This window comes from Streptomyces sp. NPDC030814 (genome assembly GCF_055572155.1).
On the sequence record NZ_JBVIDX010000007.1, the window covers coordinates 358985 to 372278 of the forward strand.

The window sequence follows — 13294 nt, forward strand, 5'->3', positions numbered from 1 at the left end:
CCAAATCATCCCATCGGCCGTTTCCGGGCAGTATGCCCGCGCCGACCCATGGATGTCCCCCTTGCCCAGGTTCAGTGTCATCGTTCCCGTGTACAAGGTTCAGGCGTACCTGCACGCATGCCTGGATTCGGTGCTGTCCCAGTCCTTCACCGATCTCGAACTGATCGTCGTGGACGACGCCTCCCCCGACGGCTGCGGGGCGATCTCCGACGAGGTCGCGGCCCGCGATCCCCGCGTACGACACCCCGTGCGGCTGCGGGAGAACGCGGGGCCCGGCGCCGCCCGCAACAAGGGGATGGAGCTGGCGAGGGGCGACTACCTCCTCTTCCTCGACGGCGATGACACGCTCGCGCCGGACGCGCTCCAGGCGATCGCCGACCGTGTCAAGGAGACCGGCGAACCGGACGTCCTCGTCCATGACTTCGCCGGGACCACCTGGGCGGGCGAGCCCGTCCGCGGCCCACGCGACCGCCGGCTCACCGAAGCGGGTGCGGCCCCCTTCCGTCTCCACGACCGCCCCGGTCTGCTGGGTGTCCGCCCGGCCGCGTGGAACAAGGCGTACCGGCGGGAGTTCGTGGAGCACCACGGCTTCCGTTTCCCGCCAGGTGTCCACGAGGGAGTGGCCTGGACGTACCCGGTGCTGATGAGCGCCGAGTCCGTCGCCACGCTCGACCGGGTCTGCGTCCACCTCCGCAGGCGCCGCCACGGTGGTCTGCTCGACCGGCCCACACGGGCGCACTTCGACGTGTTCGAGCAGTACGACCGGCTGTTCGCGTACGTCGACGAGCGCCCGGAGCTGGCCGAGTGGCGTCCGCAGCTGTTCGGTCACATGGTCGACCACCTCGGCGCCGTGTACTCCCGGCGCGACTGGCTCCCGCGCGCCGCGCGCGCCGAGTTCCTGCGCACCGTCCGCGCGTACTGCACCCGCTATCGCACCCCGGGCGCCCCTCTCCGCGCCCGCGCCCGGCTCCGGCACGCGCTGCTGCGGCTGGGCAGCCACCATCTGTACGGCGCGCTGCGGGCGACGGCACGCGCGGGCCGGGGCGCGGGCCGCCTGGTGCGGGGCCTGGGCCGGCTGGTGCGTGGCGCGGGGCTCCGCCTGCACTACCGCGTTCAGCGCCTGCTCCCGCTGCGGGCCGACCGGGCGGTGTTCGCCGCGTACGACGGCCACGGCTATGTCTGCAACCCGGCCGCGCTGGAGAGGGCGTTCCGCAGCTACGTGCCGGGCATGCGCACCTCCTGGGTCGCCCGGCCGGAGCACCACCACACACTTCCGGTGCCCACCCGACGGGTGCTGCCCGGCTCGATGGCGTACTGGACGGCGCTCGCCCGCTCCAAGTACCTCATCAGCAATGTCGACTTCGACCGGCGGCTGGTCAGACGCGGCGGCCAGGTGCTGGTGCAGACCCGGCACGGCACCCCGCTCAAGCGCATGGGGCTCGACCTCCAGGACCGTCCGGCCGCCGCGCGCGGCACGGACTTCGACGCGGCACTGCGAAGCAGCGACCAGTGGGACTACGTCCTGTCCGGCAACCGCCACTCCACGCTCGTCTGGGAGCGCGTCCACCCGTCCCCGTACACGACCCTCGAATACGGTTCGCCGCGCAACGACGTGCTGGTGCGGGCCACCGCGGCGGATGTCGCGCGGATCCGCGAGCACCTCGGGATCCCCGAGGGCGCGGTCGCCGTGCTGTACGCCCCCACGTACCGCGACTACCGCCACTCCCAGCGCCCCCATCTGGACCTGGAGCGGGTGCTGCGCAAGCTCGGGCCGCGCTTCGTCGTCCTCGCCCGGGCGCACCACGCGTACGACGCGCCGCTGACGGATCTCGCCCATGGCCGGCTGCTGGACGTCACCGGGTGTCCGAGCGTCGAGAGCCTGTGTCTGGCGTCCGACGCGCTCGTCACCGACTACTCGTCCCTGATGTTCGACTACGCCAACCTCGACCGGCCGATCGTGATCCACGCGGAGGACTGGGAGGCGTACGAGGCGGCGCGGGGGACGTACTTCGACGTGCGGTCCTTTGCGCCGGGCGCGGTGGCACGCAGCGAGGACGAACTGATCGACATCTTCGCGACGGGGCACTGGCGGGGGTCGCGGTCGACGCAGCTGCGGGCGGCGTTCCGGGAGCGCTTCTGTCAGTTCGACGACGGGAGGGCCGCGGAGCGGGTGGTGCGGCGGGTGGTGTTCGGGGAGGCGGGGGTGCCGGCGGTCGTTCCGCTGGCCGAGCGTCGGCCCGTGCCGTCGGCCGCGGCGGGGCGGGCGTCCTTGCCGCTGACGTCGGTGCCGGGGCAGCCGTATCCGGGGCTGGACCTTCCGTTGCGCACGTAACCGCCGGGGTCTTCCGCGCCCCCGCCGCCCCTTCCCGTGCCCATCCCCAGGGGCTGCCGCCCCTGCGACCCCGCTTCGGCGCCTCATGGCTCGGGGGTGCGGGTTTCGTCGGCGGGTGCGGGTGGGTGGGGGCTGGTCGCGCAGTTCTCCGCGCCCCTGGAAAAGCAGGGGCCCAAGGCCCCGTGCTCTTCCGAGGAAGGGCGGGCCGCAGGCCCGTCCCTTCGGGGGCGCGGGGAACTGCGCGCGACACCCCGAACCACCCGCACCCGCCGACCCACCCGAACCCCCGAGCCACCAGGCGCCCCGAAAGGACAGAATGCCCCGCTTCAGCGTCATCGTCCCCACGCACGGTGTCGAAGGGCGCCTCCCCCTCGCCCTGGACTCGGTGCTGACCCAACCCTTCGGCGACTTCGAGCTGATCCCGGTGTACGACACCGAGGACTCCCCCGCGGGCACCGTCACCGCGGCCTACTCCGGGCGGGACACCCGGGTCGCCCCCGCGGAGTCACCCCCGGCCGCCGGGCTCGACGGCGCCCGCAACACCGGACTGGCCTCCGCCCACGGCACCTACGTCCTGTTCCTCGACGGCGACGACACCCTCGCGCCGGGCGCCCTCCAGCGGATCGCGGACCGGCTGCGGGAGACGGCCGACCCGGACGTGCTGTATCTGTCGCACGAGCGGGCCCCCTGGTGGGAGGGCGGTACGACCGTGGTCGGCCCCTCCGGTGTCCTGACGCCGGCGTGGAGCGCCGCCTACCGCCGGGACTTCCTCACGGAGCACCGGCTCGCCTTCCCGTCCGGTCACTTCACGGACCTCGGCTGGAGCGGCCTGGTCGCCCTCGCCGCCGACCGCACGGCGGAACTGCGCGGCACGGTCTGCGTACGCCATCTGCTGCGCCGCCAGGGCAGCCGGCTCCACGCACCCGGCGAGCACCAGCTCGACCTCCTCGACCAGGTCGAGCTGGTGCTGGCCCGGGCCACCGCCGAGCGCGGCCTTTCGGAGGCGATGTTCGAGCAGCTGTTCGCTGTCGTGCTGCGGACCGCGGCGCACCCGGAGCGGCTGCCGGCGCGCCTGCGACGCGGCTTCTTCCGCCGGGCCACCCATCTCTACCGCCACTACCGCCCGACCGGTTTCCGCCCGCCCTCCGGGAGTATCGGCGTGCAGCACCTTCTGCTGGCGACCGGCTCGTACGCCGTCTTCAGGGCGCTGCGCGCCGCGCGCCGGGCGGCGGCGCGGGCCATGGCGGCGGTCCCCCGTCCCCACGGGTCCCTGACCCGCGCCCTCTACGCGGTCCGGCGCCGCCTCCCGCTGGACGAGAACCTCGCCGTGTACTGCGCGTACCGGGGGCGCGGCCACACCTGCAATCCGGCCGCCATCCACCTGAAGGTCCGTGAACTGGCGCCGCACATCCGCTCGGTGTTCCTCGTGGAGCCCGACGCGGTGGCCCGGCTGCCGGAGGACGTCGAGTACGCCGTCATCGGCAGTCGGCGGTACTGGCAGGTGCTGGCCCGCGCCAAGTACCTCGTGGACAACGCCGGCTTCGCGGACCCGGTCGTCAAGCGCCCCGGCAGCGTTCATCTGCAGACCCGGCACGGCACCCCGCTGAAGGCCATGGGTGCGGACCAGTCCCCCTACCCGGTGGCGGCCGCCACGTCCGGCGGCTTCGCGGGTCTCCTCGCGTGCGTGGACCGCTGGGACTTCAGCCTCTCCGCCAACCGGCACTCGACGGAGACCTGGGAGCGGGCGTTCCCCGGCGCGTACGAGCAGCTGGAGTACGGCTTTCCGCGCAACGACGTCTACTACACGGCGACGGCCGCCGAGGTGGCCCGTGCCCGGCGGGAGCTGGGCGTCCCCGAGGGCAAGACGGCCCTGCTGTACGCCCCCGCCCACCGCGACGACGCCTGCGGCCACGAGGCGCGGCTCGACCTGGAGGCGTTGTGCAGGGCGATGGGCGAGCAGTTCGTGGTGCTGCTGCGGGCGCACTCCTTCCACGGCCTGGACCGCGGCCTCGCCGAGGACGCGGTGCGCGGCCGTGACTGCCGGGTCATCGACGTCACCGGGCACCGCTCGGTCGAGGACCTCTGTCTCGCCTCCGACGCCCTGATCACCGACTACTCGTCCCTCATGTTCGACTACGCCAACCTCGACCGGCCCATCGTGATCCACGCCGACGACTGGGACGTCCACCGCGAGACTCGGGGCGTCTGCTTCGACCTGCCGGCCGCGCCGCCCGGCCATGTGGCCCGTGACCGGCGAGAGCTGGCCAACCTTTTTCGCGACGGTGCGTACGCCGACGCGGCGGCGGACGCGCTGCGGGCCGCCTTCCGTGAGCGGTTCTGCCAGTTCGACGACGGGAGGGCCGCCGAGCGGGTCGTACGGCGGGTGTTCCTCGGCGAGCCTGCGGAGGCTCTGCCGCCCGTCACCCCGCTCGCCGATCGCACCCCGGCCCCCCGCCCCACGGTCACCCTCGTTAGGAGCTGACGGACGTGCCCCGCTTCAGTGTCATCGTCCCCGTGTTCAAGGTCCGGGGCTTCCTGCGCGAGTGCCTCGACTCGGTGCTGGAGCAGTCGTACCGGGACCTGGAGGTCATCGCCGTCGACGACTGCTCGCCCGACGGCAGCGGCGAGATCCTCGACGCGTACGCCGCCCGCGATCCGCGGGTCCGGGTGCTGCACCTGCCGGCGAACGTGGGCCCCGGCCACGCCCGCAACGCCGGGCTGCCGCACGCCACCGGGGACTTCGTCCTCTTCCTCGACGGCGACGACACCTTCACCCCGGGCGCCCTGCGCGCGCTGGCCGACCGGCTGGACGAGGCCGGCGACCCCGATGTGCTGGTCTTCGACTACGCCCGCACGTACCTGTGGGGCGGCACCCGCCGCAACTCCCTCGCTCATGTGCTGAAGGACGTCGGCGCCGGCACCTTCACGGTCGCCGAGCACCCGGAGATCCTCGAACTGCTGACGGTGGCGTGGAACAAGGCGTACCGGCGGGAGTTCGTCGAGGCGCACGGCTTCCGGTTCCCGCAGGGCTGCTACGAGGGCACGCCGTGGACGTTCCCGGTGCTGCTGAGCGCGGAGCGCATCGCGACCCTGGACCGGATCTGTGTGGCGTACCGGCAGCGGCGCCAGGGCAGCGTCCTGTCCACCACGAGCCGCCGGCACTTCGATGTGCACGACCAGTACGAGCGGGTCTTCACCTTCCTGGACTCACGGCCGGAGCCGGCACGCTGGCGCCCGTACCTGCGGCACAAGATGGCGGAGCACTGCCTGGGCATCCTCGCCGAGCCGGACCGGGTGCCGTCGCGGGACAAGGGCGAGTTCTTCCGGCGGACGGCGGGCCTCTACCAGAAGTACCGCAGGCCGGACGAGGTGCCGGTGGCACCCGAGTTCCGTGCTCTGGAGGGTGGTTGGGCCGCGTTTCGGGCCCGTCGGCAGGCGGCCCGGCTCCGGGCGGCGCTCACCGCGCGCGGCGAGCGGGTGCGGGCGGCGGGTGCGGAGCGGATCCGGCGGAGCTGGTCGCTGGTGCACGAGCGGCTGCCGCTGGACCCGCGACTCGCGGTGTACTCGGCGTTCTCGCACCGGGGCATGCTCGGCGACCCGGCGGCGATCTACCGGGCCGCGCGGGATCTCGCGCCGCACATCCGGGGCGTGTGGGTGGTGCGGCCCGAGCTGGTGGGGACGCTGCCGGTGGACGTGGAGTACGTGACGCCTGGCTCGCCCGAGTTCCAGCGGGTGGCCGCGCGGGCCACGTACTTCGTCAACAACGTGAACTGCCCGGGCACCCCGGGCCGGCGTCCGGGCAGCGTGCACATCCACACCCATCAGGGCACGCCCCTGAAGTTCATGGCCGCCGATCTGCTGCGCAAGCCGGGCGCGCGGCTCGGTGTGGACGTGCCGCGGATGCTGCGGCGGGCCGACCGCTGGGACTACAGCCTGGTGGCCAACCGGCACTCGGAGCTGGTGTGGAGCAGGGCGTACCCGTGCGGGTTCGTCTCGCTGCGCACCGGCAGCCCGCGCAACGACGTGCTGGTGAACGCCAAGCCGGACAGCGGCGCGGCGGTCCGGGAGCGGCTCGGCATCCCGGCGGACCACACGGTCGTGCTGTACGCGCCCTCGCCGCGCGACTACCGGCGGGGTGGGCACGTCGAGCGTTTCGACCTGGCCCGGTTCGCCGAGGATCTGCGCCGCAGCCTGGGCGAGCGCCACACCCTCGTCGTGCGGCTGCATCCGTCGCTCGCGCACGGGCCGGCGCGTGGGTTCGGGCTCGCCGAGCTGCACCGGCGGGGCGTGCTGGTGGACGCGACGGACGAGCCGCATGTCGAGGAGGTGATGCTCGCCTCGGACGTCCTGGTCACGGACTACTCGGCCCTCATGTTCGACTACGCCAACCTCGACCGGCCGATCGTGATCCACGCGGACGACTGGGGCGCGTTCACCGCCAGCCGGGGCGCGTACCTCGACATCACCGCCGAGGGCCCCGGCCATGTGTCCCGCTCGTCCCGTGAGCTTGCCTGGCTGTTCGAATCGGGGCAGTGGCGGGACGCGGAGTCGGCGCGGCTGCGGGCGGCGTTCCGCGAGCGGTACTGCGAGTTCGACGACGGGAGGGCCGCCGAGCGGGTCGTCCGGACGCTGATGTTGAGGGAGGCGGTGCCGGAAGTGCCCACCCCGGGCGCTCAGCGCGCCTCGTTCCTCGTCTCGTCATGAGGGAGCGCGCGTTCACGATCGGGGGGCGCGCGTTCGCGGTGAGGGCGCGTACCTGGGTGGTGGTGCTGGCCGTGGGTTTCGCTCTGTGCCAGTTCGCGGGTGTCACCGGGCGTGCCACCCCCGACACCAAGAACTACGTCTCGTACGCCCTCACCCTCGGCGGGGCGGGCGTGCGGGAGTCGGCCGCAGGGGCCATCGACCACTACTGCGAGAGCCGGGCGGCCACCGCGGAGCGGAACCGGCGCGTGGACGTGGTGCGCTTCCGGGCGGCCGGCCCGGCCGGGCGGGTGGCCGAGGAGTGCCGCCGGGAGCTGTGGCGGAAGGTGGACCGGCGGCTGGCGGCCGGGCAGGGCGACGGCCCGATCGCGCCGTTCACCTCGGAGCGGTTCCAGCGGATCTTCGAGGTGCGGCCCGGCTATCCGGTGCTGCTGGTGCCGTTCGTCACGGTGTTCGGGGTGACGTGGGGGGTGTGGCTGGCGAGCGTGCTGATCGCGGCGGCCGGGGGCGTACTCGCCTTCCTGGTGCTGCGGGCGGTGCGCGCGCCGGTTCCCGTGGCCCTCACCGGTCAGGCCCTGTATCACGTCCTGCCGTGCGGGGCGACCGCCATGCGCCCCATGACCGAGGGAACGCTGCTGGCCCTGACGCTCGCGGCGCTGTGGGGGTGCGCTCTGGCCGCGCGGGGGCGGGTGCGGGCGGGGGCGCTGCTGGTGGGCGGTGCCTCGGCGGCGTTGTTCACGGTGAAGCACTCCCAGGCGCTGTTCCTCGGGGTGTGTCTGGCGGGGGCGTGCGCGGTGGTCGCCGTACGGGGTGCGCGGCGCGCACGGCGGGCGGGCGGGCCGGGCGACGGCGCCGCGGTCAGTGACGCCTCGGCGGAGCATGGTCCCGGGGCCGAGCCGTGGGTGCGGGTGATCGGGGCGCTGTCGGCGGGCGTGGTGGTGTGCACGCTGCTGGCGGCCCGGCTGCTGCACTACCCGACCGCCACCGAGAGCCTCCAGGACCTGCTCACCGACCACTTCACCCGGCCGGACCGGGCCCGTCCGTGGCCGGAGTTCCTGCGGCTGGAGGTCGACTTCTGGGTGGAGTGGGGCCGTCGTCAGCTGACGCAGCCGTTGTTCCCGGCCGCGCTGGCGGCGGGGGCGTGGGGGGCGCTGCGGCAGCGGCCGGAGTACGGCTGGTTCGTGCTCGCCGGTGCCGGCACGGGCATCCTCAACCAGGCGGGTCATCCCGACATCACCATCTGGGGGGACCGGCTGATCGTGGTGGCGTGGCTGTTGCCGGTGCTGGGACTGCCGCTGCTGCTGGAACGGGTCACCACCACCCGGGCTTCACTCGATGTGGTGACGGCCAGCTAAGCAGATGACCTGATCCGGGAAGGGACGGCAAATGCCCTGCACCGGATCTGGTTCCGTCCCCCTGGACGGCGGCGCCCGCCCCCGACGCCGCCCGCGCGGCGCACTCGGCGCCACCGCGCTCCGCGGCGGCCGTACCCGGCTGACCCGACGGCCGAGCCCGTACGTCGTGGTGGGCGGGCTGTTCTGGCTGGTGATGACACTCGCGTACTGGCGGGTGTCGCTGTGCTGCGACGCCGGCCGGCACGCGGCGGTGATCGAACGCCTCCGCTGGGACCTGTGGCACCCGGCGCATCCGACGGCGGACCTGCCGGGCGCGGGCAGCCCGTACTACTCCCCCTACACGGTCACCCAGGGTGCCCTCGCCCGGCTGACCGGTCTGGGCGGGTGGGCGCTGCTGAAGCTGGCCGGGCCGCTGAACCTGCTGGTGCTGCTCACCGGGATCGGCCGCTTCGTCCGGGTGCTGACGGCCCGACCGTGGGCGCCGGTCCTCGCGCTGCTGTCCGTGACGCTGCTGTGGGGCACCGAACCGATCCTGTGGAGCGGCCACCTCGGGCTGATGTCGATGACGACGACCCTCGGCTATCCGTCGGCGTTCGCCATCGGTCTGACGTTCTGGGCGTGGGCGTGGACGGGTGCACGCGCGCGTGGCGGCGGTCTGCCGCGCGGGGTGCGGTACGTCGGGCCGAGCGGTCTGGGGAGTGTCTGGGCGTACGCCGGACTGGGGGCCCTGTACGGGCTGATCGTGCTGGCACACCCGATCACGGCCGTGGCGGCGCTGGCCGGGGCCGTCGCCGTGGTGGCGGGCTGGCAGCGCGGGTGGCGGGGACCGGTGGTGGGGCGTTGGGCGCTGGCGGGCGCGGTCGCCCTGACGGTCGGGGTCTCGTGGCCGTACTACAGCGTCCTGTCGCTGGCCGGGAACACCAGCGTGGACGGCACGCACCGGCTCCTGTACGAGCACATGGGCGGGTATCTGTGGCTGACGCTGCTGGGGCTGCCGGCGCTGTGGGCGCGGGCGCGCAGGTCACCACGGGATCCGTTGGTGCTGGTGTTCGCGGCGGAGTGCCTGGTGGTGGCGTACGGCTGGGTCAGCGGCCACTACACGTACGGCCGGGCCCTGGGGCTCGCCGCCGTGCCGGCGCAGTTCGCCCTGGCGGTCGAGCTGGCGGCGCCCCGGCCGTGGCGGTGGGGACGGCGGGCACTGGGCGCAGTCGCCGCCGCGGGGGCCTGCACGGGCTTGCTGACGGTGCAGGCGGGGGCGGTCGTGCCCCGGTCGCTGGACCCGGTCGGCTTCGAGCAGCCGCCGCGCTGGCCCGCGTACGCGTGGGCGGCGCGGCATGTGGCGGCGGGCGAGGTGCTGATCACCGACGGGTACTTCGCGGGGCGCGCGATCGCCGGGTACGGGGTGAACATGGCCGCGCCGCCCTGGCCCGATCCGGCGCTGGACGAGGCGGAGCGGAGGCGGCGGCAGGCGGATGTCCGGGCGTATCTGGATCCGGCGGCCACGCGCGCGGAGCGGGCGGGCATCGCCCGGCGGTACGGGGTGAAGTGGCTGCTGCTCACCCGATGGCGCGAGGCGCCGGAGGAAGCGGTGGTCGTGGACTGGAGTCCGCGGACCGGGGAGGTGCTGGCGCGGATCGCTCCGTAGGGGTGAGGTGGAGCGATCCGCGTCCGACGGCCGGTGGCGCCCGCAGCGGGGCCACGCTTCGGACTGCCGCGCACGCAAGGGCGGACCCTTCCGGGACCGGGTGACTACTCGATGACGAGCTCGACCGGGATGTTGTTGCGCGTGGCGTTGGAGTAGGGGCAGACCTGGTGGGCCTGCTCGACGAGCTTGCGGCCGGTGGCCTCGTCGACGGTTTCGGGGAGCTCGACGCGCAGGGTGGCCTTGAGGGCGAAGCCCTCGCCCTGCTTGCCTATGCCGACCTCGGCGGTCACCGCGGCCTCGCTGACGTCGACCTTGGCGGCGCGGCCGACCAGGCCGAGGGCGCTGGCGAAGCAGGCGGCGTAGCCCGCGGCGAACAGCTGCTCCGGGTTGGTGCCCTGGCCGTTGCCGCCCAGCTCCACCGGGAGGGCCAGGTCGAGGTCGAGCTTGCCGTCGCTGGTGACGGCGCGGCCCTCGCGACCGTGGGTGGCGGTGGCGACAGCGGTGTAGAGCGCGTCCATGGGAAACCCATCCCTTTCACAGTTCACGTCACGTCCGGCGATCCGTCCGACCGCCGTTCACGGGCCTTAGTAGAGCACACAATTCAATTGGACACAACTAAATGGCGAGCGGCGCGGTACTCTGGGGGCATGACCAGCGCCATCCCATTGCCCGAGGGGGTCTCCGAGGAGGAGTTCCTCCGCCTGGACCGGCAGATCTGCTTCTCCCTGCACGCCGCCTCGCGCGCGTTCAACAGCGTCTACCGGGTGGTCCTCAAGGAGCTGGGGATCACCTATCCGCAGTACCTGGTGATGCTGGTGCTGTGGGAGCAGGGCGAGCTGCCCGTGAAGAAGCTGGGCGAGTATCTGCGGCTCGACTCCGGGACCCTGTCCCCGCTGCTGAAGCGCCTGGAGGCCGCAGGTCTGGTCCGGCGCGAGCGCAGCGCGCGCGACGAGCGGTCGGTCGAGGTGCGGCTGACGGAGGAGGGCACCGCCCTGCGGGAGCGCGCCCTGGCCGTGCCGCGCCGGATCGTCTCCGCGACCACCTTCGACGTCGACGAGATCCGTGACCTGCGCGACCGCCTGGACCGCCTCACGGCCGCCCTGGACGAGGCGGCGCTCCAGGACCCCGCGGGCCACTGAGGCACCTCCCGTCAACAGCCGGAAGACCCGATCAGGTCCATGGCATGCTGCCCATCGGTCCGCCTCGACCACTCTTGACGCCATGTGACGGCGTAGCGCCGCTTCCACGGCTTTCGATCACCTTACGATCCGGCCGATGAGACCTCTCACCGTCGGCCGGCCCACCGCCCGCGCCCTGCTGCTGCGGCTGCTCGCACACCACTACCTCGGCCCGCCACCCGGCGCGGGCGGCGGGCCTGCCGTTCGCCCGGCTTTGGCGAGGTACCACCGGGAATCCACACCCGTCCGACACGAACGACGCCGACGATCCGACGGAATCCCCCACACCCGAACGGAACCCCGATTCAGTGCGGGCCATCTTCCCCACGGGGCCGCGAAGTCCCTCTTAAGGGAAGATTGCACACAAACCTCTCATAGGTCCGGGGCAACCATGCTTCTTCAGCAGGCACAGGTCACCGTCGTCGTCATCGGGTACGACGACGCCGCTCATGTGGCGGACGCGGTGCGCTCGGCCCTCGCTCAGGGGCCGGCCGTCCGTGAGGTGATCGCGGTCGACGACTGCTCGACCGACGGCAGCGGCGAACTGCTGGAGGAGCTGGCCGCCGCCGAACCCCGCCTGAAGGTCGTCCGGCGCCGGACCAACAGCGGCGGCTGCGGCACCCCGCGCAACGACGGGCTGGACGCCGCGACCGCCCCGTACGTGATGTTCCTGGACAGCGACGACGTGCTGCCGCCGGGTGCCGTTGACGCGCTGCTCGACGCGGCCGTGGAGCACGACGCGCCGGTGGCGGCCGGGCTGTGCGTCCGCGAGGAGCTGCCCTCCGGGCGCGAGACCCCCTGGCAGCCCGAGGTGTACGCCCAGCGCATGCTGGTCACCCATCCGGCCCTGCGCGAGCGCCTCGTCCACGACACGCTCTGCGTCAACAAGCTCTACCGGACCACGTTCCTGCGCGACCACGGCATCCGCTTCCCCGAGGGGCGCTTCCCGTACGAGGATTTCGTGTTCGTCGCACGCGTGCTGGCCGCCGGGCCACGCATCGCGCTCGTCCCCGACCCCGTATACGTCTGGCGGGTACGCCGTTCGGCGGCCCGGCTCTCGCTCTCCCTCGACCGCGCCGACATCGCCAACTGGCGGGCCCGTATCGAGGCGGACCGCCTGTCGTGCGACATCCTCCTCGGCGCCGGGGAGAAACGGCTGGCGCGGGCGACGCGGACCCGCTTCCTCGACCACTCGCTGCGTATGTACGCACGCGAGCTGGACCTGCGCGGCGCGCACTACCGGCGCGAGTGGTGGACTCTCACCCGCGCGTACCTGCACTCCTTCGACGAGGGCGACTTCACACCGGCACCCGCTCCCGGCCGGATCGTCGCCCGGGTGATCCTCGCCGCCGAGGAACCGCGCGACCTGGGCCGCCTCAAGGAGATGGCGGCCCGGCCGGCCCGGCTGAACCCGCCGTACGCGCGCGCGGACGACGGCACGCCCGTCTGGTCGGCGGACCTGCCGCAGGTGGAGCTGGAGCACCTCCTCGTCCGCCCCGTCCATCTGCTGCCGGCCGCCGTCGACGCGGAACTGCGGCCACGCGCGCGGGGCACCGTCCTGCGGCTGCGCCTGCACGAGCTGTACGGGCGGATGGCGGACGCGGGCCCCGAGACGGTGGAGGTCGAGTTCACCGAGCGGAACGACGGGCGCGTGGGCTTCGCGTGCACGGCGCCCTTAGCCGCCTGCCCCGGGTTCGAGCACTGGGCGGCCGAGGTCCCGCTGGACCTGGCGGCACTCGGCAGCGGCACCTGGGACCTGCGGCTGAGGCTGCTCTTCCAGGACGGCAGCCGGCGCGAGACCACCGCCCACGCGGTCGCGGGCGCCGGTCTGCTGCGCCGTCGCGCCCTCCTGAGCACACGGCACGGGGTGCTCCTGGTGCAGCCGTACGCGACCCACGCAGGGGCGCTCGCACTGCGCCTCGCGCCCGGTTTGCGCGGTTTGACCGAAGTGATACGCCGTCGCCTCAAACGCCTGCTTCACTGAGGGCCGACCCGGTCACGCCCTCGCCCGTCACCGAACCCGCGCGGGCACGCCACGAAAGGGGCCCACGGGCCCACCGAAGGGACACGCGGGCTCCCGAGG

The 13294-nt window shown here is 73.5% G+C and carries 8 protein-coding genes; 7 read left to right on the forward strand and 1 reads right to left on the reverse strand.

Going from position 1 to position 13294, the window contains the following annotated elements; all coding sequences use genetic code 11:
• Nucleotides 1–52: 52 nt before the first annotated feature.
• The 5 genes from ACZ43N_RS18320 to ACZ43N_RS18340 all read left to right on the forward strand — a co-directional run bounded on the left by ACZ43N_RS18320 (nucleotide 53) and on the right by ACZ43N_RS18340 (nucleotide 10033).
• Nucleotides 53–2332 carry a bifunctional glycosyltransferase/CDP-glycerol:glycerophosphate glycerophosphotransferase gene (locus ACZ43N_RS18320; protein WP_468098558.1) on the forward strand — a complete coding sequence of 760 codons (2280 nt, stop codon included), beginning with the start codon at nucleotides 53–55 and terminating at the stop codon, nucleotides 2330–2332.
• A gap of 316 nt (nucleotides 2333–2648) precedes the next feature.
• Nucleotides 2649–4814, forward strand: coding sequence for a bifunctional glycosyltransferase/CDP-glycerol:glycerophosphate glycerophosphotransferase (locus ACZ43N_RS18325; RefSeq protein WP_468098559.1), 2166 nt, complete (start codon nucleotides 2649–2651; stop codon nucleotides 4812–4814).
• Nucleotides 4815–4819: 5 nt separating this feature from the next.
• Nucleotides 4820–7036: a bifunctional glycosyltransferase/CDP-glycerol:glycerophosphate glycerophosphotransferase gene (locus tag ACZ43N_RS18330; protein ID WP_468098560.1), complete on the forward strand. Its 2217-nt coding sequence runs from the start codon at nucleotides 4820–4822 to the stop codon at nucleotides 7034–7036.
• A complete protein-coding gene (locus ACZ43N_RS18335; RefSeq protein ID WP_468098562.1) occupies nucleotides 7033–8388 on the forward strand; it encodes a hypothetical protein in 1356 nt (451 codons plus the stop codon). The genes ACZ43N_RS18330 and ACZ43N_RS18335 overlap by 4 nt, the downstream gene beginning before the upstream one ends.
• A gap of 31 nt (nucleotides 8389–8419) precedes the next feature.
• Nucleotides 8420–10033 carry a hypothetical protein gene (locus ACZ43N_RS18340; RefSeq protein ID WP_468098563.1) on the forward strand — a complete coding sequence of 538 codons (1614 nt, stop codon included), beginning with the start codon at nucleotides 8420–8422 and terminating at the stop codon, nucleotides 10031–10033.
• Nucleotides 10034–10137: 104 nt separating this feature from the next.
• Here the strand turns inward: ACZ43N_RS18340 and ACZ43N_RS18345 are convergent, their stop codons facing one another.
• Complete coding sequence (locus ACZ43N_RS18345) at nucleotides 10138–10551, reverse strand: organic hydroperoxide resistance protein (protein ID WP_468098565.1); 414 nt, start codon at nucleotides 10549–10551, stop codon at nucleotides 10138–10140.
• A gap of 129 nt (nucleotides 10552–10680) precedes the next feature.
• On the opposite strand from ACZ43N_RS18345, the gene ACZ43N_RS18350 reads away from it, so the two are divergent.
• Together ACZ43N_RS18350 and ACZ43N_RS18355 are read left to right on the forward strand one after the other, a co-directional pair.
• Nucleotides 10681–11172, forward strand: a complete 492-nt coding sequence (locus tag ACZ43N_RS18350; RefSeq protein WP_468098566.1) for a MarR family winged helix-turn-helix transcriptional regulator — start codon at nucleotides 10681–10683, stop codon at nucleotides 11170–11172.
• Between the two features lie 430 nt (nucleotides 11173–11602).
• Nucleotides 11603–13195: a glycosyltransferase family 2 protein gene (locus ACZ43N_RS18355; protein WP_468098567.1), complete on the forward strand. Its 1593-nt coding sequence runs from the start codon at nucleotides 11603–11605 to the stop codon at nucleotides 13193–13195.
• The last annotated feature ends 99 nt before the right edge of the window (nucleotides 13196–13294 follow it).

Excerpts from the sequence above, each read along its gene's own strand:
- ACZ43N_RS18320 (WP_468098558.1), top strand. The coding sequence starts at position 53 with ATGTCCCCCTTGCCCAGGTTCAGTGTCATCGTTCCCGTGTACAAGGTT.
- ACZ43N_RS18325 (WP_468098559.1), top strand. The coding sequence starts at position 2,649 with ATGCCCCGCTTCAGCGTCATCGTCCCCACGCACGGTGTCGAAGGGCGC.
- ACZ43N_RS18335 (WP_468098562.1), top strand. The coding sequence starts at position 7,033 with ATGAGGGAGCGCGCGTTCACGATCGGGGGGCGCGCGTTCGCGGTGAGG.
- ACZ43N_RS18340 (WP_468098563.1), top strand. The coding sequence starts at position 8,420 with ATGCCCTGCACCGGATCTGGTTCCGTCCCCCTGGACGGCGGCGCCCGC.
- ACZ43N_RS18345 (WP_468098565.1), bottom strand. The coding sequence starts at position 10,551 with ATGGACGCGCTCTACACCGCTGTCGCCACCGCCACCCACGGTCGCGAG.
- ACZ43N_RS18350 (WP_468098566.1), top strand. The coding sequence starts at position 10,681 with ATGACCAGCGCCATCCCATTGCCCGAGGGGGTCTCCGAGGAGGAGTTC.
- ACZ43N_RS18355 (WP_468098567.1), top strand. The coding sequence starts at position 11,603 with ATGCTTCTTCAGCAGGCACAGGTCACCGTCGTCGTCATCGGGTACGAC.